The following is a 23899-nucleotide window of genomic DNA, read 5'->3' as shown; positions in this document are numbered from 1 at the left end:
ACGGCATTATAATTGGGGGTCGAATGTTCAAATGGTAGCGATCTTTATCATTGGATTTATCGTGTCAATGGGACTGGCTCTTGCCCTGACACCGCTTGTCAAAAAGTTCGCAGTACGTATTGGCGCGATGGATACGCCGAATGCACGTAAAGTGCACACTCGGATTATGCCACGCTTAGGTGGACTCGGAATTTTTCTAGCTTTTGTTATTACAGTTGCAGCCTTGCTGCCTTTTGTGTCGGCATGGTTTACAACAAGAGATATGAGTTTTGTAAGTGCATTTCTAATTGGTGGTTCCATTATCGTACTGATTGGTGCACTGGATGATCGATTTGAATTGTCAGCCAAAGTGAAGCTGCTTGGACAGATCGTTGCTGCTTCCGTTGTTGTGTTTGGCTTCAATATTCGCGTAGACTTCGTTAACATTCCATTTCAGGATGCGTATTCTTCACTGGAAGCTTGGGTAGCGATTCCGCTGACCATCTTCTGGATTGTTGGGGTAACGAATGCGATCAACCTGATTGATGGCTTAGACGGTCTGGCAGCCGGTGTATCCGGTATTGCCATTGGTACAATCGCCGTGATGTCCTTCTTGATGGGGAACATGATGATTGCCTTGATGTGTCTTGTGTTGCTCGGAAGTATTATCGGGTTCTTGTTCTTCAACTTCCATCCGGCGAAGATCTTCATGGGAGATACGGGTCACTATTCCTCGGGTTCTCACTGGCGATGCTGTCTATGCTCGGATTCAAGCAAATTGCAGTCGTGTCCTTCATTACACCGCTGATCATCATCGGTGTGCCGCTCTCGGATACCTTCTTCGCGATCATTCGTCGTGCGGTACAACGGAAGCCGATTTTCTCACCGGACAAAGGTCACTTGCATCACTGCCTGCGTGAGCTTGGGTTCAGTCACCGCCAGACGGTGCTGATCATCTACGGTATTGCTGCATTCTTCGGTGTGCTTGCGATTATCCAATCTTCTGCTGCCATGTTCGAAGCCAATTGGGTGACGTTCGTCGTGATCTGTATCATGATGTTCTTCCTACAGGTCGGCGCAGAGGTCATTGGCTTAGTCAGCAAAACGAGAAGACCAGTTATTAATTTCCTAATGCGCATGCGCGTCAAACTAAGTCCAGAGACTCGCTCGAAATCATAACATAATAAACGATATGCCTAACGCTATATATACCATTTTTCCTGCCCCAAGCCTTATCCCTCGTGGATAAGGTTTTTTGTTTTTTTTGCTGTTTTTACTAAATAATTGGAACCTTCTGACCGATATATAACACTAACTGACTTAAAAGAAGGAGAGATGATATTTAATGCAACATAAGAAACGGCCGTTGGCATGGATCATGTTGGTCGCCATGGTATTCTCATTGTTCCCACAAGGTCTGTTCGGTGGAGCCGTTGCTTCCGCTGCGGACGATGACACGACAGGCTCCAACGCATATTCGACGTATTTTACACCAGATATTAAAGTTTTAAGGGAAACATCTATTTTGTCACTGGTCTCAGGTCAGACAGGAAAAGAGTTCCTTTCAAGAAGTAACGCATACACCACAACAACATCGACTATAAGTATTTCAGGGTCGTACTCATTTGTATCCAAAGATACAATGAAAGTTAAAGTTGAACAGTTGAATTCAACCACTGTGGGTGGCGTCGATAAGTGGGTTCCTGATGAAACGAAGTCTATCACTACAGCAGTAACTGCCGATAGTAGTGGTAATAGCAAATTTAACGCAAATAACCTTACATTGTTCCCAGGATTCAACAAAATCACCTTTTTAGGTGTGCAGGGATCTGTTGAACGTTCGGATACATTCTATATTTTATACGATCAAGCTCCATATATTGAGAATTTCAAAGTCTCTACTGTAGTATCCGGAGGCACGGGAAATGCGACATATGATCTGAATGCAGGTTCTGAAACAGTAGTTAATACGGAACGGGTATCAATCCAAGGTAAAGTGCAAAATGCTACACAGGTATCTGTGACAGTAAATGGCACTGACTCTTTTGATTCACAAATGCTACAAGATGGTTCATTCTTCTTGCCACAATTGAAACTTACAGCAGGATTGAATACGCTGAAATTCAAGATTTCAAGTGCATCTAATTCGATTGAAACAGAGCGCTCGATATATTACTTTGATAGAAATCAAGCTTTTACCAAGCTCGATCTTAAGGTAGGAACAGAGACGCAATCAATTCTGAATGATGCTAATCCTAATTTTACGATAACAGGTCAAACAGAAGGTACATTATCAGGACAAGTTTTGTTGCCTTATTCAGCAAGTAATTTGGATTTTAGTCCAACGAATGGATTAATCACTATCTCCAACAGTAATTTAGATCAAACGACACCATTTGTCTTTCATGTAACCAAATCAACCCCAATTGCTGGCGCAGATGGCTTGAGCATGGAATATCGACTCGTAGATTTTGTAATTGATACACCATTCAAAATGGAACTGGAGGATGGTGGAACTGATGTTAAGAAAAATCAGGAAGTGAGAGTCAATCTGACTTATGGTACTTTCAGCACAGGATTTACGGGTGGATACGTATATTCTCCAGGATCTCAAGATATTCTTAATATGTACTATCTGCCGGACTACACAAGTGGGCCAGTAGAGTCAAAAACTAAATTAGATGGGTCGAGAGTGAAGAGTGATACATTCTTCATCTTGGTTGAATCCAGCAAAGCGATTAACGCAGCAACTCTTTTGGGTGAATATTTGCCTACGGGTGTAAATAAATTGAAGATTGATGCCGTACCGACAGTTCCTGCGATGGAATTGACCGCAACTCAGCAGATTTATAAAATCACAGGATTTGTGAGCGGAGAGCAACAAGTACGATTTTACTTCGGGGATCCTACTGACTTGCCAAAAGTAGCTAAAATTTCCTACTCTTCTGTTAGTTCGATTTATGTGGAGAACTTGCAAGACGGACAGACGTATAGCTTTGACTCAAGAAGTACTGAACAGACGCTTGCAGTTAAAGGTAAGTTCATCGGCTTTAAAACACTTGGGAATGACTTCATGCCAGAACTTGTAGTGAATGGTAAGGTGCTCAAAAGTACTGAATATACTCAAGTGACAACGGGCTTCCCAAATAATGATGGAGATTTCTCGATCAAGTTAAAAGTTCTGAAAGAAGGTCCTATTGTTTTTGGTGAGAACACGATTGTGATTCGTGCAATCGATGAGGATGCGAATAAGCAACCTACAACGATAACAACAACTTTAAGAATTAATGTAATTGATACCAATCAATCAACCGTAACAACCTTTATGCCTACTCTGGTTCCTAAGGATGCCAGACAGCCGTTTGTGGATAAAGCCTTAACCAGCTATACACAAGATGAACTGAAAAAAATCTTTGCCGTCACACCGGAATTTGCATATAAAGAGGATAAATATGTAACAGGTGAAGAAAATTACGACCTCGTGATCAACGGGGGAGGAGCCCAAATTGCTAATGTTTATTTTGGTTCCAAACTGGTATTTACCCATACACAAGCGACCGATCGTGTACTGCAAACGAATAAAACAGGTGATGATGGAATGCCTACATATGATTTTGTAGGTAATGAAAATCAGTTCTTCGCCAGAATTCAAAATTTGAAATTCGATGCACCTGGTACACACGTATATACACTTGAACTTATTAATAGAACAGGTGCCAGAACTACTCAAAGACTTGAAATTGTACGTGAGCCTTCGTCTTATCGTATACTTGCTCCTCAGCCAACCGTGGGAGATAAGATTGTAGTTAACAAAAACTTCGTAAGGTTCGATATTGAGGCTGAAGGTGCTACTCAAGTCGTAATTGATAAGCAACCTGCTACCAAACGTACTGATTCTAACAATCGTTTTGTACTGGATTATGTAGGTTTGAAACCTGATAAAAACAACGCTATTAAAATTCAAATCACTCGTCCTGGTGGAACTATCAATGACACTGTAAATGTATTCTATACATCTACAATTACAACAGACACTCAATTTATGGCTCCAAAGGTAGCCAATAAGTACACTGTATTCAATAAAGGATTGCAACTATCACTTCCCAAGGGAACAGTAATGCAATCTACAACGGTAAGAAACATGACAAAGTTCTATCCAGATAATAAAATTTTGTTTGGTATAGCTGATTCAGATAAAGGGATCGTAGAGAGAAAGAACGATTACGGTAACTGGATTGGTTCTCCAGATGAGGGCAGTGAAAATGCACAGAGTTTCATCACTGTATCGCCAGAACTTTCTGGGCTATTCAGTTCAACACTTAACACAAACAATTTTACACCAATCTCGGAAATTTACTGGATTCATGGGGGGATTGGGGAACTAGGTGATAAAGGCGAAAGTGGGTATAGCGCAGGAACGAATGGTCTAGCTCCCTATAGCTTAGAGGGGAACTTTACCCAATACGCAGCTGAGAGAGTTATAACGCCTTCGCAACGAGGAACTCTAACCATTGCATACGATCCTGCTATTGTGGATGATGTAGGGTCTACGATCACTGTATTTAGATATTCAGACAAAACTAATGTAGGTAAATGGGTTCCTATTGGTGGAGTAGTAGATACTAAAGGTCACACAATTACTGTACCATTTGATGAGTTCGGGTACTACAAAGTCATGAAACTAAGTAGAAGTTATCCTGATATTACGAATCACCCATGGGCACGTAATTTGTTAAATGCTTTGTACTCTAAAGGAATCATGAACCCATTAAGAGCAAGTTCTTTTGGAGCCGATGATCAAACAACTCGTGGAGAGTTTGCAACACTACTTGTTAGAGGTCTGGACATACCATTGAACTATGCCAACCAACAAACCTTCCAAGATGTATCGATTAACACCAAGTCAGATCGGTGGACATACGAAGCTATTGAGACAGCAGCTCGTGCGGGTATCGTTCAAGGTCTGAGCGATGGATATTTCCAACCTGAGATGCCGATTACACGAGAGCAGGCCGCGGTTATGATTGCGCGCGCAATGAACTCGAAGTTAGCTACAAATGATACTAAGCTAGCAGACACGCTTGGTAAGTCTTTCCTTGATTCAGGTTCTATTGAGTATTATGCTCGCCCAGCAGTACTTGCTATTACAAAGGCAAAAATAATGGAGGGCAGCCCAGTTACAGTTCCTGGAGCAACCAAAGCGCAGTTCCAATTCAATCCAAAAGGCAATATGACACGTGCAGAGGCTGCTAAAATTGCAGTAGAATTACTGAAGAAAAGCACGAAGTTATTCCCTAAAAACTTGAGTTAATTTAGATAAGATATCAATGTATGTAGGAAGGACCTGTCCCTTGCACAAAAGGGACAGGTCTTTTCATGACTGTTCATCGATCTGTAAAGAACACTTTTTTAATAGAAGAAACAGATTTATTACCAATAACTAATTTTGTAATTTGCTAGAGTTTAAGATACAATAACGGTAAATACACAATGATCTAGAGGGTGAAGTTAGCTAATGAAACCGATTTATTCCAAAGCTCAGTTGGGCTACATGAAGGCAAAGACACAGTTCGAGAAGCAGGCAGTCATTCTGGAGAAAAAGTTGGAAGATACACGTAAGACACAAGAGATCTCTCAGGAAGTCATGGAAGGACTTGTACAGTCTACTGGATTCCATGATGCATACAATAATTTGGTCTTGGCTGAGAATGAACTAATTGAATGGTCTCATACAACAATGAAGCATGAGAAAACATATCGTGAGAACAGACTTCCGATCGATGATATGTATCTGAGATTGAATAGTGATCCACAAATGCGTGCCCAAATTATTGAACTTGCGATGAAAATTCGCTAACCAATATAGCCAAGTTTACGCAAAAGCATCCTTTCGAGGGTGCTTTTTTTATTTTTGAAATTGAGAAAAATGTCGGTTCAAGGATAAAAATGGAGGGTATATTTAAACGTTGGCATTCGAGTGAAAACAAATCCTAAGAGTTGGAAATGCTGTTGTATCAATGGTTTGCGGAGGTTTTGAATTCCAAGAAGACCCGCACGGTAACAGTACATAAATAAATTCAAAACTTTTTTTGTGGAATCCGCAACTTTTCAGAATCTACTGCGTTTAAGATGTAGAGTCAAAAACATTGGGGAACTTACCAAGAATGACCTCGTGAAGAATCTTGTCTATTTATTAGAAAAAATTGCTTTACGACTCGCAAGACCCATTGTATAATACGTAGGTAGGATTAGGAAACTACTCTATTTATGTGTGATTCTGATTGATGAACTAGTTTACAAGTTTCTGTGATAGCTCACAGACATCATTTATATTAACTTGCTCAGAACTCTGGAAAGGGGGTGCGACAATAGAATGAGAAATACGAGCGACCCTATTAAAGAAAATTCCAATGTTATGAACACCCAAGGAGGAGAAAAAAAGGTTATGAAGAAAATTTTATCCGTCGCTTTGTCTACAGCAATGGCATTCTCAATGTTTGCATCTGTAGCATTCGGTGATACAGCAGTTTCACCACAACAAAAGTTTGATGCTTTGAAAGCAAAAGGTATCTTCTCTGGTTATCCAGATGGTACAGCAGGTCTTGAAAAAGACATGACTCGCGCTGAGTTCGCTAAAGTTATCACTAAATTGCTTGGCTTGAAAGAGATCACTGGTACCCTTTCTTATACTGATCAAAACTACACAGCTAAAAACTGGGCTGTACCTTACATCGAAGCAGTAACTGCTGCAGGTATCATGGAAGGTAAAAACGTTGAGAAGAAAATCTTCGACTTCAACGGCAAAGTGACTGTGTCCGAGATGGCTACAATCCTTACTCGTGCACTTGATCTTGAAATCCCTGCTGAAACAAACAACAGTGCTCCTGAATGGGCTAAGGGTTACGTTCAAGCAGCAATCAACGCTGGATTCTTGGATGCTAACGCTAACTTCACAGCTAACGCTTCCCGTGAATTGCTCGTAGGCGCAGCTTACGTAATTGACGAAGCTCAAAACTTGAAAGTTTCTTCTTACGAAGTTTCTGAAGCTGGTAAAGTTGTAACGTTCAAAATTAGCGATGGTGAATCCGTTAAAGTAACTTTGGATAAAGCTCTTGAAGCTAACAAAGAAACTGAAGTGAAATTCACTTACAAAGATAAAGAATTCACTGAGAAAGTTACTTATGTAGTAACTACAGCTACTAAAGTACAAAGTGCAGCTGCAACTAACCTCAAAGAAGTAGTAGTTCAATTTGATGGTAAAGTTGATAAAGATTCTGCGGAAAACGTAGTTAACTACACTTTGAGATCTGGTAAAGTGATTGATACTGCAACACTTTCTGATGATCAAGCTTCTGTAACTTTGCTCTTGAAAGACAGTGCTTTGACTAACAACCGTGCTGATGCTGTAACTGTTGCTAATGTTAAAGCTGGAACAGCTACAATTAGCGCTACTAACGTTGAGTTCACTGCTGTAGATAACGTTCTTCCAGAAGTTAAAGAAGTTAAATCTCTGGGAACAAAATCTGTTAAAGTGGTATTCAGTGAGCCAGTGAAAAACGTTGGTCAAGCAAACTTTACTTTGGATGGCAAAGAGTACTTTGGTAAAGTAACTGTAAGCAACAACTACAGAACAGTAGTTTTGACTCCATACAGCACAACTGCTTTAGCTGTTGGTGAACACAAACTTGGAGTGAGCGGTGTTAAAGATTATGCTGATTTCGTATCTTTGGCTTCCACTCATGACATTACTGTTGTAGAAGATACTACTGCGCCTACAATCACTGAAGCGACTGCAACATTGGAAACTGTTACAGTTACTTTCTCTGAGGATGTAGATGTAGAAACTGTTGATGCTGCTAAAGTATACTGGAAATCCGGTTCCGACAAAATCACAGCAATTAGCAAAAAACAATTGGCTGATAACAAATGGCAGTTCACTTTTGGAGTAGACAAATCCCTTCCAACTGGTTCCGTATCGATCTTTGTTGAAGGTGTGAAAGACTACTCTGGAAATCAAATCGCTGCAGATACTTCTGTTGTTGTAACACCTGTTATTGATCAAGTTCGTCCTGAAGTTGCTTCTGTAATTGCAGAAGATGCACGCACTATTAAAGTTACTTTCTCCAAAGAAGTGAACGAAGCTAGTGCTGAAACGAATGCAAACTACACTGTGAAAGATAAAGATGGTAAATCTATTACAGTTCGTGAAGCAGTTCGTGACAACTTGGACAGCAAAGTTGTACGTGTATATCTGTACACTGACTTGTCTGTTGGTGACAATGCATTCACAATTCAAAACGTAAAAGACAACACTAAACTGCAAAACACTATTTTGGACTACACTGGTAAAGTGAACTTGGCTGACAAGACTGCTCCAGCAATTGATACCAAAACAGTAAATACTGCAGAACGTCGTGTAGTTATTACTTTTGATAAAAAAATGGATGCTGAATCATTGGCAAACTACTCAAACTATCTTGTATCAATCGATGATAAATTCCAGCCATTGACTTCTTCCATCGCTGAAATTACTCCATTCCAAGACGGACTGGCGGTATCGATTAAATTTGCTGAAAGCCTGAATGGTAAAACTGTACGTTTGGCATCTGGCACTGGAACAACAACTACTACAAACATTAACACACTGACAATTCTGGGTGTTAAGAGTACAGCTGGTAATGTTCTGAAAGAATTCACTCAAGGTGGAACTGCTAACCAAGTACCTGTAACAGCTGATACTGTTGTAGCTTTGGATGGTAAAGCTGAATTGGTTGACAGAAGAACTGTGAAAATCAAATTCACTTCTGGTATCAATAACTACAGTACAGGAGCATTCTACAACGATAGAACAAATGCACCTTCTGTATCTAACGTAGAAGTAGATGGTACTTCCACAGTTCGCGTTAAATTTAATAGTGATCTTGCTACTGATGCAAGCGATCTGAATCTTAAAATTAACCTGAGCCAATTGGTTACTACTGCAGGAAACGCTCCGGCTACTGGAACTATTACTGTAAGCACAGCTACAGGTGTTGCCAATGTTAAGGATTCCGTTAAGCCTGTGGCATTGAAACCAAGTGCAGATGTGAATGTATATCCATTCCCTAAAGTAGGAACTAATAATAATCAGTTCAAAATCTCCTTCTCTGAGAACGTTACAGCAGCTTCTCCAGAGCTCGCAGCTGGCGACTTCCAAGTGATTCGTGATTTTGACAACAAAGAACTGATCGCTACTAAAGGTGAATTCGAAATTATTCTTAACAGCGATCACACTGTAACTGTTGCTGTGAACGATGCTGATACTCGTTCTTCAGAAACTGCTTATCGTGTAATTGTTAAAAATGCAAAAGCTCTTGTTGATGCAGCTGGCAATACTGTAGCTGACTTCGATGGAATCAGTGTTAAACTTGCTGGTGCTGTTGCTCCAACTGGTTTGACTACTGAGAATGCTGCATTTGCTACTGCTTCTCAAGGTAAAATCAAAGGTCTTGATACAACTAAATCATATGAGTACAAAGCAGTTGGAGCTCCTTCTTACAGCTCTGTAGCAGCTGGTTCTTCTGAAATTGTAGTAGATCCTGGCACATATCTTGTAAGATTTGCAGCTGGAACTGGTACTGCAAGTGCTGCTACAGAAGTAACAGTTTCTAAAAATGCAGCAACTGACACTGAAGCTGTTGCAGCAGCTAAGGCAGCCTTGACACTTGAAGTTCCTACAGCTCAAGCTGGCGCTGCAAATGCAACAATTACTTTGCCTGCAACAGGCGAGAATGGTACAAATATCACATGGGTAGTTGATGGAGCAATTGTTTCTGGTGGTTCATATACTACTCCAGCTAGACCTACTGGTGGAGCACCAGATGTTACAAAAACAATCACTGCTAATATCACTAAAGGAAATATTACAGATGTGAAAACATTTACTGTAACAGTTCCAGAAATTGATGACATTGAAGTGAACTAATTTTTAAACTAGGAAACAAGCTAGCCTTTGCTAGCTTGTTTTTTATTTGTAAACAAGATCGTAACTTTCTCACTCTCTCAAACGTTTATACTATAAAGCAACAAGCAACTTATGGGAGGTTTGGAAGTGGAGCAAAGGAAAGTTTTAGTGAGTCTTTTGGCGAGTGCCTTGGTTTTGAGTTCAACTGCTGGAATTACAGCTGCAGCGAATGCGGGTAATAATAATGACAAAACAACTACCAATAGTTCGAATATTACATCTAGTAAACCAGCATCAGAGAACAAGGTAGTACATACTTTAGGGAACTTGTCCCCTGTGAAGGTAACTGCACGTAGTTCAGTTAGATTAACTGACGTAAACATTCTCTCTCAAGATGATGGCAATGTGGTTACGTACACACTGACATATAAGAATAATGATAGCAAACCATTAATGATGCTCGATTACTGGAGCAAAGTGAAAACAAAAGGTGGAACTAGCTTCTCCCCCAAATTAATAGCTAAGGATCAAGAAAAGAAAACCGTCGCTGCTGGATCAAGTGTAGATCTAACCTATACAATGAAGGTTGGACGCGAAGTAAAGCTTAGTGATCTGAATTTCCTGATCGTAAAGTGGGATTTCAGTAAACCTAACTATGAAAGTACACTCGGGAAATTTAATGTTCCTGCATCCTATAGCATTACCACACCTGTAGGTAAAACAAAAACAGTTCGTCTGAATGACTCATCTGTAAAAGTGAAGGTATCAGGTATCAAGATTTTCCCTGGGGAAAACAAGAATCAATATGTCAAAGTCGGTGTTAACCTCAATAATATCAGTTATAAATTACTTGAAAACCCAAATATTAAGTGGATTTTACGTACCCCAAGTGGAACTAATTATCCTTTAACTCCAGACAAAGATAGCGCAAGTATTAGTATTCAAGCTCAAGCGAACAAGACGCTTAGTTTGATGGCATCCTTGCCTACCTCAGTAAAGTTATTAAAATCAGAACTACTACTGGTGGAAGAACAGGGTGAAGAGAAGACAGCACTTCCTGTAGCAGCTCTTCAACTACCAGAAGCAAGCACCTCAAACGTTGAAACCACAGAGAATGAACCTAACATCATCTCTGTTGAAGGTCAAAGACTATCAACGTTGCTTGAATCCGCGAAAATACGTGTAAATGACAGTGACTACGATTTAAACATGCAATTTGTATTCAAAAACGAAGGTAAGAAGGCAATTAAAGTGCCTACGTACACCTTCGAAATTCGTACTGAGGATGGTACCGTTTATCCTATTGATACGAAAGCATTAGAATCGTTGAAGTTGAATCCAGGAGATATCAAGACGATTAAATTGAATACGACGATTCAAGGAATTGGTGATGCAAGTCAGAATAAGTTATATGTAATGAGTCCAGTAGATAAGAATGAGACTACTGAAAATACGAGTCCGTCTAATCCGATTGTATTTTCTTACCCTGTTGGAATCTATGCTATTCCAGAGTCTGTATCAAGTGGGGATGGTCTAACAACGGAAACCGTGATTAAGAACAATAAAGGAACATTCGGTGTATCCTTGGGTTCATTACAACGCTTACCATGGCTAGATAGTGATATTGTTGCGGCTAAAGTTACAATTCGTAATGCAGGCACTAAAACAGTACAGCTTCCAGAGCTTGAAGCGATGTTTACGATTGATTCGGCTCAGATTGATGGAGACAAGAAACTGATCTACACTCAAAGTGGAAAGCTCCTTGGTGCGGGTATGAGTACCGAAGCGTACCTATTGACGAAGATACCTTCAGAACTGCGTATGGGACGTCTAGAGGTAAGTCTGATTGAGAAGATAAGTGAAGAAGAAACGAATGAATGGATTACTTTGAATACGTCGGGATTGATCCAACCTGTATCATACGTGGGAGCGGGCAAGACTTACACAACTGGAGCTACGGATAAAGAGACTGAAATGAGTGTACGTAGAACAATCCGTTATCCTGGAACCTCGTCAGATACTGTATATACTGAGTTTGAGATGACCAATAAATCACTCCGTCAGAATGGCATTGGCAAATTAGTAGGTTATTTTAAAACGTCAGATGGTCAGTATTACAAAGCAACGTCTAAGCAATCCGAACGTTCTCCTGGGCCAGGTCAGAAGTCAATTGTTACGTTCTCGGCTAAACTGCCGAAGTCAGTTACATTCTCAGATTTGCGTCTGCTTGTAGGTGAAGGTATTGCGGATAGCAAGTTTGTTACTGGAGATGGAGAAGCTACCGCTTATGTGAATGCAATGGCATTCGAGGTACCGCCTACTACTATAAGTGTTCAAGGTAACTTTACTAATATTGATCTTTATCCGTATGCATTAACTGCTAACAGCGTACGTGCTTATCTGGTGGGCAGTAATTCTGTACAAGTCGACATGAATTACACATTAGATCGCAGTGAAGAGATCGAGATGGCTGAGTACGAACACAAATGGATTCTTACCTTTACTGCTCAGAATGGGAAAGTATTCGAGAAAGAACTGACTCCAGGAACAGATGTGAAAGTGGGAAGCAATCAAACATTAAGTTGGAGTGTAGAGGATAGCTTCTTCGAAAAATTAAGAGGTGGCTCATATCGACTAGCTTTGTATGACCAATTCCAAGGACAACGTCTGTTAATTGCGGATCAAGCTTATGGGTATGATGTATCCAAGCTACCGAAAGAAGAACCTGAAACACCTGTGATCCCTGAGGGTGGGGTTGAATAAGGTAATAAAACAAAGTTACTTGTATTAAGAGATTTTAGTTATCAATTTGCCAGGTAGGCATCCAAAACCTCGTCTCTAGTGTAAAGGAGACGAGGTTTTGCTTGTCGCATCGCGCTTTTTTCTCTATAGTAAATATTAGATAGATTACCAGAGGAGGAACATAGACAGATGAAACCTTATATGAAAGTATCCCTGGCGGCGCTGGCCATTGGTGTTGGCGTGTGGGTTGGGTCGGTATACAGCAATACGGCAATTGGTGCAGGGACAATTCAACCGGGAACAGCAGACGATCCGGTGGTGACCAAAAGTTATGTAGATCAGCAGATTCAACAAGCCTTGGGCGGTAAAATTCCGACAAGTGGAAATACTAGTGGTGATAACAGCAACGCTGGTTCAGGCAACACAGGTGGGTCCGGTACAGGTTCAACTCCACCTTCTACAGGTAGCACAGGTGGAGATACGACGCTTCCTCCATTAGTATCCGGTGCTTCGGAATCGCTGGAGATTGTTATGGTGAAGCCTGGTCAACAGCTTATCGGTGCAACTGGCGCGGAGTTCATTGTACGTAGCGGTAAAGCTGTGATCGTCAGTGAGGGTACGAATGGTGTAGCCGATCTGACGGACGGGGTAGACCTGACGAATGGTCAAGAGGCACCGACCAATCATCTGCTTTCTTTTCCAAAGGATGGGCGCGGTATTGCCGTTCTTGACGGTAACAAATACAGCCTGACTGTGATGGTACGCGGCGGATATACTCTGAAATAGAGTGTGCATAAGTAGTAGCAATTATTCATGATTATGTATAATGGATTGCGCAGATTAACCAGTTCTAACAAACATTTATACGGCTAGCCAGCCTGCTTCTGGATCAATCTAAACCTGTAAACAACCAATAACCGGAGGTGCAGGAACGATGGCTAGAAGCAACCGCAAAGTGGTACCGCAAAGTCGACAAATGCTGGATCAGATGAAGTATGAAATTGCAGCGGAGTTTGGTCTTAATGTGGGGTATGGCGGTAGAGGCAGTCTTGCAGGTGCAGATACTGAGTTTGGCTCTGAGCTGGGCGAGATCAATCATTCTTATGGTCAATACAAAGGCTGGGGACATCTGACTTCCCGTGAGAACGGATCCGTCGGTGGAGAGATCACCAAAAGGCTGATTCGCCAGGCAGAGCAGCACTTATTATAGCTTTTCTTTCATATCAACAATGTTTGACACTACTTGACAAATACGATAAGATGGCAGTTAGGTATGCAACCTTTTCCATGGTAGGAGAAGGTTGATTTTTTATTAGGGCAATTACCTGAAAAATCCTTATCTTCGTAACTTAGGACTCTGGGTCCTTATTCCGACTGGAAAGCTTCGAGGGTACAGTGAACGAACCACCGTAAATGTTTTGTTCGGGCAATCGCCATACTACTCGTTATGGGAGGTTGAAACTTCAATGTCTATTAAAGGCCGGCATCTATTCACTTCGGAGTCTGTAACTGAAGGACATCCGGATAAAATTTGCGATCAGATTTCGGACGCCGTGTTGGACGCGTTCCTTGCGAACGATCCTAACGCTCGTGTGGCGTGCGAAGTTTCCGTAGCTACAGGTCTTGTGCTTGTCATCGGTGAGATCAGTTCAGCGTCTGAATACGTGGACATTCCGTCCATCGTTCGTAATACGATTAAGGATATTGGCTACACACGTGCGAAATTCGGTTTTGATTATAACACTTGTGCCGTACTGACTTCTCTGAACGAGCAGTCTGCTGATATCGCACAGGGCGTAAACGCAGCTCTTGAGCACCGTGATCCTGAGCAAGTTGCGCGCGAAACAGAAAATATTGGTGCTGGTGACCAAGGGTTGATGTTCGGTTTTGCTACGAATGAAACACCTGAACTTATGCCTTTGCCAATCGCACTATCTCACCGCATCGCACGCCGTCTGGCAGAAGTGCGTAAAGACGGTACATTAGAATACCTTCGTCCAGATGGTAAAACTCAAGTAACGATCGAATACGATGGCGACAAGCCAGTACGTGTGGACACGATCGTTGTATCTACCCAGCATGCGGAAGAAACGACGCTTGAGCAGATCCAAAAGGATATCAAAGAACATGTCATCTTGCCTGTTGTACCAGCTGAATTGCTGGATGAGCAGACTAAATATTTCATCAACCCAACAGGACGTTTCGTTATTGGCGGACCACAGGGAGATGCAGGTCTGACTGGACGTAAAATCATCGTAGATACCTACGGCGGTTATGCACGTCACGGCGGCGGTGCGTTCTCTGGTAAAGATCCGACAAAAGTAGACCGTTCTGCTGCATATGCAGCTCGTTACGTGGCGAAAAACCTCGTAGCAGCAGGTCTTGCAGACAAAGTAGAAATCCAGCTCGCTTACGCGATTGGTGTAGCCAATCCGGTATCGATTAACGTAGATACATACGGAACAGGCAAAGTCAGCGAAGAGAAATTGGTTGAGCTTGTACGTAACAACTTCGATCTTCGTCCGGCTGGCATCATCCGTATGCTGGATCTGCGTCGCCCAATCTACAAACAAACCGCTGCTTATGGTCACTTTGGCCGTACAGACTTGGATGTACCTTGGGAGCAAGTGGACAAAGCAGATCTTCTGAAATCTCAAGCAGGTCTGTAAGTTAATCCAGTAACATATGAGAACGATCTGAAGAAAGCTCTTGGTTCCGATCTAAGGAATCAGGAGCTTTTTTGTTTTGGTGAGAGCAGGTGCTTCACTCCGATGGATTTCCTACAGGAAGTTCAGAAATTAATACCAAATTCCCCTTTTATCTAAACGAAATGCCTTGTTTTGCCGACATACATAATGAGGTCTGTACATCAGACAGGAGAAGAAATACAGGATAAGGGGGAAGATCAGTGAATTTGAATAGAATAGCGAGAAAAGGCTTACTTGGAATTCTCATCGTGATGCTGACCGCACAAGGCTGGCTAACGGGTTGGAGTGGAGTAGAGCAGGCAACATATGCTGCTGGTGAATTGACGAACAAAGGAATTGTGAATACAGTTCCAGGAGTGAATGCGAAAAATGTCGATGGCTCAACACCATTGGTGATTGAATTCGCCAGACCGGTACAGAAAGCAATGGATACACAAGGTATCGTAGCGATTAAACGTGTTAATGACGATACGGTGGTTGCTTCGATACCGGTATCCAGTAATCAAGTAATCATTGGAACTACAGGGCCAATCACCAGTCCAGCAGTACCACCAACTGAAGATGACTCAACTACAGCACCGGCTACGGGACAATTTGTAACCATTACGCTGGGTTCTTCAGTTACAATCCCAGGGGGGAAATATTACGTTCAGATCGATTCAGGGGCATTTGTCTACACGGATAGTACCGAACCTGCTGCTTTTGCGGGATTGAACAAAGAGTGGACGTTTGATACGGATGGTGTAGGTACAGCTTCCATTACGAACAAAACCCCTCAGAATGCAGCTTTTGGGGTGACACCTGCTTCCAGTGTGTCGATGACATTTGATAAGCCAGTCGTTGCTGGTGTAGGTACGCTACAGATTTTCCAAGGAAATGCTACGGGCACACCATTTGAAGAAATTGCTATTGGATCTTCGTTAATTAAAGGTTTGGGAACTCGGACAATTACGATTGATCCTGTCAAAAACTTCAACAGCAATAATACATATTACATCGTGATGCCTGAAGGATTTTTGCGAGATCAACAGGGGAATGACATCAGTGCGATCAGCGGTATGGATTGGGGATTCACTGTGCAGTCTGATCCAACTGCATTAACTGTGACCAATTTGTCTCCTACCAATGGAACAACCAATGCTGCTCTAAACAGCACGCTAACGGTTACATTTAGCAAGGAACTCGATCCTACGTATCGAGGACAAATCGCACTCAAAAAATCAAACGGAACAACGGTTGCTTCAACAACGACCTTTAGTTCGAACAACAGACAGCTGATTGTTACCCCAACCAGCACGTTGGAGAATAATACGAATTATGTTGTCGATATTCCTGCCAATACGTTCCGTGATCAAGCAGGCAATACGTTTGCCGGCCTGAATGGATCAACCTCATGGGCATTTAAGACAATAAGCAGAGATACAACAGCACCTGTGCTGAAAACGTCTAAGATGCACGACAATTCAACGATTCGTCTTACGTATGACAAGTGGCTTAGCAGCACTAGCCCACTAAGCAGTAGCTATACGGTTACGGTGAACGGAGAAAATCGGAGTGTCAGCACGACGTACATCTCAGGTGACAGTGTATATATAGTACTGGGCACGGGAGTAGCAGTAGGACAGGTTGTACGGATTGAGTATACGCCTAGCACGACAGGTAATCGCGTGACCGACCAGTCTTCTAATGCTGCGGCTGCATTTGGCGCACGAGATGTAGAGAACGGGTTAGACTCCGTTATGTCTAAGCCGCGTGAAGGAAATGCATACTACAGTACCATTACGTTGTATTATCCTGAGACGGTGTACATTACTTCGAGTGATGCTGCGAGACAATTCAGCGTAACAGCAGATCAGTCTACTGTAGGCATCAATAGCATATCGATCAACGGAAGTTCAGTTGTAACCTTGAATCTCAGTCGTTCTATTACAGATGGTGAAGTGGTTCGTGTAGCATACACACCAGGCGCATGGCCTGTAAAAGATACACGTGGACAAGCTCTTGCTGGCTTCAGCGGATTCTATGTCCGTAACTCGATTGATACCAAACCACCTGAGTTCAAGAGTGCAGAGGTCAGTGGTAACAAATTATGGATTCGCTACAATGAACCATTGAATACAACGAACAAACCAGCGAATAGCCAGTATTCGGTTCTAGTCGATGGCAAGCCGGTCTACGTTAATGATTCGGTGATCGAGGATGATCTGGTTACGTTGACACTGGTTTCGGCTGTGAGGGATACTCAAAATATTTCATTATCTTATGTACCTGGTTCATTACGCTTAACGGATCTGAATAATAACCCTGCTGGATATCTGAATCTCACGCCAGTCACGTATACGTACGGTAACGGCAAAATCCTGTCAGCTACGATTCAGGGAGACACGGTTCAGATTAACTTCCGTGATCCAATCCAAACTGAGGCATCACTAACATTGCCTCAGTTCAGTGTAGTCGTGGGCAGTTCAACTGCAACGATATTATCAGCTACAGCTTTTGGCTCAGTGGTGACATTGAAATTAGATACGTCTACTATTGGGACAGGATCAACTACAACTACACCAACGGGAACGGTAAGTTATGTACCTGGAGCTGTCCCAATCCGGGATGCATCTAGTGTAACTGTACCAGCTTTTGGGCCGCTTACTTTGCAGCATACAACCAATAATAATGGTAGTAGTAATCAGACGGGAAGTCGTCCGGTTTGGGTGACGGAATTGGATACATCAAACTATGGTCAACCTTTACTTGTGATGAACAATAACACTGCCTCTGCTGCCGAGTCTACGATGTCACGTAATAATCGTTCGACTCGTCAGTTCAATGTGGATGCAGCGAAGTTGATTCAGGCATTTGAATATGCTTCGGCTTCGGGCAAGTTGACTCAACCGATTGTGTTCGAGATTCCAGATAGTGAAGCCTCTGCGTTTGTTGGATTCCCATTGAATGCATTGACTCAGGTGGTAACAAGCTATCGTACAGGTTCAATTGGTGTAAAATATGGTGATCGTCTCTGGACAGTGCCACTAGCTAATCTAGATCTGGCGGCAATGAACCGGAGCCTGGGAACGATTAGTGCTGCTACGGTGATTACACCGATTAACACAAGCACAACTACAGGGGCAGCGGCTCCATCCTTCTATGTTCAATTAGAAACGGTTCCTGTAACTTCATCGGGGACAATGGAGAGTTTGATTGCAAGCGCAAGAGCGCAAAAGCTTGCTAACTCTACGGATGTCTATGTATTTGCTGGAACGAATAATCAGCGCGTAGAGCAAAAGGTTAAAAGCCAATTGGCAATGAAACTGGCTGCCAACACGTCTATTAAAACCTCTGGATTTGCCTTTGTTGATCCAGTGACATTTAAACTTTCGAATGTACCTAGTTCCTTCAAAAATATTGCTAGTGGAGTAGTCATCCAAGGACAACTAAACGGCAATCAGGCGATTGTTCCGATTAATAACGTTGTGAGTTATCCGGATACAACTTCACACTGGGCAAGTGAGGTCATTAAGGAGCTTTCGGCTAAATGGATCATTAGTGCGCCGAATGGTTCTTACTATCGTCCGAATGAGAACATCTCACGTGCAGAGTTCGCTGAATTAGTTGCTAGAGGACTAGGGTTAAGCGGAGAACCGACCGCTGCAAGTCGTTTTCCTGACGTTCGTAGTGGGAGTATCACAAGTGCCTATATTGGTGCTGCTGCTGAGGCAGGAATCATTACAGGTAATACCGATGGTACGTTTAAGCCAGATCGTCCAATTACGCGTGAACAGATGGCGATTATGATGGTTCGTGCTTTGAATTACGGAGGTAAGCAAACGGTGCTGAGCTCTTCATCGACGTCCATTTTATCGAAGTTCAATGACAACAAGAAAATCCAATCCAAGGATTCTGTTGCCAAAGCGGTACAAGAGGGAATTATTCAAGGGATGACATCGAGAACATTCGAACCCAAGGTAATGCGACCCGTGCACAAGCAGCAGTGATGTTGAAGCGTGTATTGGATAAGTTAGGGTATCTGTAAAGGGTATAGATTAACAATACTAGTAATACGATTCATTTAAAGTTAAAGCATAGAGATTAATTGATAGGAACACTTCAAGAAATTACATTTCTTGAGGTGTTTTTATTTTTTTTCAGAGTGTAAAGGCCGGCTTACTTCTTAAATAGGGCTTATCAGATACCCTCATAGTCTGAATATTTTTTATGTCTGTATGTATGATGAATTCTTGTTATCCGAATTCGAAAAGGAGAATTATCCCAGATAATAAGGACTATCTTACTATTACCTAAAATTAGGATAATGCCGATATTAATTATTCACAATCCATTTGAATATCTTTTTAGGGATTCAATGGATGAATATTACAAAAGGAGGAATTTGATTTCATGAGTTTAAAAAAGGGTTTTATTGTTTTAATGATGGCTGTATTGTTGATTGGCACCATATATCCGACAACCGGTTATGCTCTATCTGATCAATCTGATGAGATCGTTACAATGGAGGATGACATCGAGAACGTCGATGTCTTTACTGAGGATCCAGCTTTGGCAGACGAGGATAATTTGGATATTACAGATCAGGACATCCAAGAAGGACCAGAAGGTGTGGACGAAGATAATGATGAGTTTGAAGATATAGAAGGAATTTACGAAGAACCAGAGGACGTAAATGAAATTATTGAGGAACCAGAAGGTGCATCAGAGGTAACTGATGATACATACGAAGCAGATATTTACACTCCTCAATCTATGGCTCTGGCGGCTGAGGACATTTTGATCATGAACCCCGGAGATTCCTATACGTTTACGAATAACGGAAGTGCTACAAGATCGTTAAGTACTGATGCGGCGACCTCAAGAAGCAGTGCTTACGATTATGTTGTTTATAGACCGGATGGGAGTATTATGGGCGAAAATATGAACTCTATTAACAATTTGTCAGTAGGTTCAGGTTATACAGCTGTAATTACCTCAACGGGGCAAAACCCTTTTACAGTGACAGTCCGTTCAGAATTTTCATATAGCGTCTCAGCCAACCCGGCCATGAATAGAGTTACTTTATCCCATGGAGAGAGTTATCGCTATTTCAATAATGGCACACAGTCAAGAGTCTTAAGTGCCGATACTTCCACAGCTCAGGATAGGAGGATAGACTACGCTTCTTATAAAGAAGATGGTAGTCTAGTGACTTCAAATTTCCAAACAACTGGGAAACCTTCACTTGCAGCAGGGAACGAAATCATTATTACTGGTGCTGGCTCACAGCCTGTTAGTGTTGGATTTCCCTACGAAGTTTATAGCGGTGAGTGGACCGATGAGCCAGCGTATACTCGAGTGACACTTAACCAAGGCGAAAGCTACCAATTCACCAATATTAGCGCTAAGTCCGATGCACTTCAAAGTGATGGTTCCACCAGAGATAAGCATGACTATGTCGTATATCTTCCAGACGGTACAGAAAGTTCCACCGGAACCAATACATCCACTAAGCCTACGGTAGCTGCTGGGAGAACCGCTATAGTGACCTTGGTAACAGCAACACCGGTAACATACGGTGTGCCGTATCGAACATTTGATGTTCAGAAAGCCGGTGGTGACGCCATTACTCGAATTACCGTTTATCCCGGTGAATCCGTGATTTTTCGGAATAACGGTTCCTTGGCTAATCCGATAAAAAACAATGCAAGCAGTTCCAATGGAGCCGTTTTTGATTATGTCCTGTATACAGCAGAAGATGTTGTTCATTCAGATGGCTTCAACAAAACTACGAATCCGACCATTCGTTCTCAAGGTTATGCAGTCGTGACAGTAGCTGGTCAAGTTCCGATTGAGTTTAGTTACACGGATGATTTCTCCGTTGAAGAAAGCATGGAACCCGCCTATCATCGGGTAACACTGAATCAGGGAGAAAGTGTGACATTTTGGAATAACAGTACCGACCGAGAGTATCTCGACAGTGATGCGTCCGTCAGCCAAGGGCGGATATTTGATTACGTAACTTATTATCCGGACGGTACTGAGCGGAGCACAAGAAAAGCAACGGCAGTTAGTCCTGTTGTCTTTTATGGAAATAAAGCTGTAGTTACGGGTGTATCTGTTCAGCCTGTGACCATAGGTGCAATTTATACGATTTTTGATGTAGAGGATCGACCAAATGAAGCGCTCAGTAAAATTACTGTGTCACCAGGCCAGTCGGTCAAATTCCATAATGGGGGTTCACTTAGCAACCCGATCCGGAGTAACGCCAAAAAAATAGGTGCAATGTTTGATATTGTCGTGTATAAGGCAGACGGCAGAGCACATAGCGACAAATTCAATAGCAATGTAAGTCTCGCTACCATTCCTTCTGGTGGTGAAGCCATCGTTACTGTAGGTGGAAGTACACCTGTGTTATTTGAATATACGGATGACTTCTCTGTAGTGGATAGCCAGGAACCGGCATATCTACGTGTAACGTTGAACAAAAGTGAAAGCTATGCTTATACCAACATAAGCTCTGATTCGAAGAGGCTACGAAACGATGCTTCCAGCAGTGCGGGGCGAGTGTATGATTACACGATTTACAACGTAGATGGAACAGTATCGAGCAGTAGATCAGCAACAACAATGGAACCGCTTGTCCTGGGTGGCAAAAAAGTTGTTGTGACCAATGTCTCAGATCAACCCATCACATATGGTGGAATTTACCGTATTTTCCGTGGACAAGATGATCAAGTACCTTCACCAGAAACGGAAATCACAATCAACCAAGGGCAGAGCGCAGTATTTACGAATCCGAGTTCAGAACCTGCACAGGTTAACCGAATTGGAACAACCGATTCTATTGTAGATTTCGTGGTCTACGAAGCAAATAATAAATATCAGTATTTAGTGGTAGGCTCAAGTCTTGATACATGGGAAATTCCAGCGGGTGGAACACTTGTCGTCACTGTAATATCTCCAGAACCGGTAACCATTCAATATAACGTTCCGGTGACAGCCAGTCCCAGTCAAGAGCCTGCACTCATTAAACGAAGTTTGGAGCCAAACAACACGATGTTGTTCTCAAACTCATCATCTTATTCATCAGTGCTCTTTACATCTCATGTAGAAGCATTAGCCTATGATTACGTTATAAGGGATCAGAACCAAGTGGTTGTAAGGGAAGGTAAGAATGTGGCAGGGTCACAACACATACCTGGAAAGTCTAATATTCAGGTGCATAATCAGTCGTCCCAATCGCTGAAATTTGTAGCTCCTTACCGTCATTTTACGGTCAAAGAACCAGAAGTCGAGTTTCTGACGTTGTATGAAGGTTTGGAAACAACGCTGCCTGAGAAGCAACAAGGAAACGTGTACTACCGCTTTAATCCTTACGGTACAGGTAAGTATCGAATAGCGATTAAAGAGTCAAAAGATTTTTCCATTGAGCCTTGGCTTGAGTTATATACAGATAAGGAACTAAGCAGTCGAATAGCTGCTTCAGTCGAACAGGAGCAGGTGTATGGCGAACAGTATACCGTGCTGGAGTGGGAACTTCAGGGTGGACAGAATTATTATCTGAAGTTAGGCGAAAAGGATGGGAAACCAGTCCAAGGTGAAATTAAAGCAGCAGAAATGAACATGCGGAGTGATAACAGCTACGAATATGGTTATGGCAATCAACTGCTTAAAGTAGTTTTATTTACAGGGGACCAAATTGTATTTGAGTATGACCGTAATGGTAATTTGACGAAACGAACGAAGAAAATCTTCCCGTTTAACTAAACGATTCTCTATAACTAGGTTGAGGTGATGAAGTGTTTAAGAAAATAACGATTATTTGGTTATGTGCGACTTTGGTGTTTAGTGGACTTGTTTCTTTTGGATATGGAGGACAAGCAGCAGCGGCAGCAGAAGGTAGGGATTCCCTTCCTTCCGCTACCTACATTACAATTCATAGTTTACAAGAGCAATTTGGAGTTAAAGAAGACTGGATTGAACAGAAACTAGATCAAGGGTACTCGTTGTATCAACTGTACAAGGCTTTACAGACAGACCGCACAGGCGGCGAGACTGCTGAGAAATGGCTAAGAACACAAGAAATCAGCGAACCAATTCAAATGGAGGGGCTGCTTCCTTCCAGATCACCGCTGCCTGATTCATCACAGTTAAATACATTTTCAACAAATGCGCTTGAAGATGAAGAGCCAGGTACCGGAACGACTATAGACAAAACAGGTCTGGATCATGTCGATCTTCGCGATGACGTATCGCTGTATATGACGTCTTATGGAGCTGAGTCAATCTCTGCTGCTACAGGGGAGATGATAATTCAGAGTACTGACCTCTCTCTGCCTGGACTCATTACGTTTGATTTAACACGTGTCTATGATAGCGCTAGAGCAAGTGGACAACTTGGTGTTGAATATGATGAAACGACACAAACGTACTCCAATGTGGTTACGCCACGTAAGGAAGGACTCTCTTCTGGATTGGGGCAGGGCTGGCGCTGGGACATCCCTTATATGAGACGCGCGGAGATAATCAGTTTATTCTGATC

General features: G+C 42.2%; 10 protein-coding genes and 1 pseudogene. All 11 read left to right on the top strand.

Features of this window, described 5'->3' with window-relative positions:
- Window positions 1-31: 31 nt before the first annotated feature.
- The 11 genes and pseudogenes from DMB88_RS27090 (at window position 32) to DMB88_RS27040 (ending at window position 23897) form a co-directional block, all read left to right on the top strand.
- Window positions 32-1158 (top strand): annotated as a pseudogene (locus DMB88_RS27090) (glycosyltransferase family 4 protein).
- 166 nt (window positions 1159-1324) lie between these two features.
- Window positions 1325-5290, top strand: coding sequence for an S-layer homology domain-containing protein (locus DMB88_RS27085; RefSeq protein ID WP_128103775.1), 3966 nt, complete (start codon window positions 1325-1327; stop codon window positions 5288-5290).
- A gap of 204 nt (window positions 5291-5494) precedes the next feature.
- Window positions 5495-5836, top strand: coding sequence for a hypothetical protein (locus DMB88_RS27080; RefSeq protein ID WP_128103774.1), 342 nt, complete (start codon window positions 5495-5497; stop codon window positions 5834-5836).
- Between the two features lie 516 nt (window positions 5837-6352).
- Window positions 6353-9943, top strand: a complete 3591-nt coding sequence (locus tag DMB88_RS27075; RefSeq protein ID WP_128103773.1) for an immunoglobulin-like domain-containing protein — start codon at window positions 6353-6355, stop codon at window positions 9941-9943.
- 126 nt (window positions 9944-10069) lie between these two features.
- Window positions 10070-12685 (top strand): hypothetical protein, encoded by a 2616-nt coding sequence (locus DMB88_RS27070; protein ID WP_128103772.1) that lies wholly within the window; start codon window positions 10070-10072, stop codon window positions 12683-12685.
- A gap of 168 nt (window positions 12686-12853) precedes the next feature.
- Window positions 12854-13450, top strand: coding sequence for a hypothetical protein (locus DMB88_RS27065; protein ID WP_128103771.1), 597 nt, complete (start codon window positions 12854-12856; stop codon window positions 13448-13450).
- Between the two features lie 148 nt (window positions 13451-13598).
- Window positions 13599-13874 (top strand): alpha/beta-type small acid-soluble spore protein, encoded by a 276-nt coding sequence (locus tag DMB88_RS27060; RefSeq protein WP_128103770.1) that lies wholly within the window; start codon window positions 13599-13601, stop codon window positions 13872-13874.
- A gap of 256 nt (window positions 13875-14130) precedes the next feature.
- Window positions 14131-15333: a methionine adenosyltransferase gene (gene metK, locus DMB88_RS27055; protein WP_128103769.1), complete on the top strand. Its 1203-nt coding sequence runs from the start codon at window positions 14131-14133 to the stop codon at window positions 15331-15333.
- A 239-nt stretch (window positions 15334-15572) separates the two neighbouring features.
- Complete coding sequence (locus tag DMB88_RS27050; RefSeq protein ID WP_128103768.1) at window positions 15573-19361, top strand: SwmB domain-containing protein; 3789 nt, start codon at window positions 15573-15575, stop codon at window positions 19359-19361.
- Window positions 19362-19764: 403 nt separating this feature from the next.
- A complete protein-coding gene (locus DMB88_RS27045; RefSeq protein WP_128103767.1) occupies window positions 19765-23124 on the top strand; it encodes an RHS repeat domain-containing protein in 3360 nt (1119 codons plus the stop codon).
- Between the two features lie 32 nt (window positions 23125-23156).
- Window positions 23157-23897 carry a DUF6531 domain-containing protein gene (locus tag DMB88_RS27040; RefSeq protein WP_128103766.1) on the top strand — a complete coding sequence of 247 codons (741 nt, stop codon included), beginning with the start codon at window positions 23157-23159 and terminating at the stop codon, window positions 23895-23897.
- Window positions 23898-23899: the final 2 nt, after the last annotated feature.

This window comes from Paenibacillus sp. DCT19, from assembly GCF_003268635.1.
Lineage (GTDB): Bacteria > Bacillota > Bacilli > Paenibacillales > Paenibacillaceae > Paenibacillus.
The sequence above is the reverse complement of the archived record's forward strand: the minus strand, read 5'-3'. Positions and strand labels throughout refer to the sequence as shown.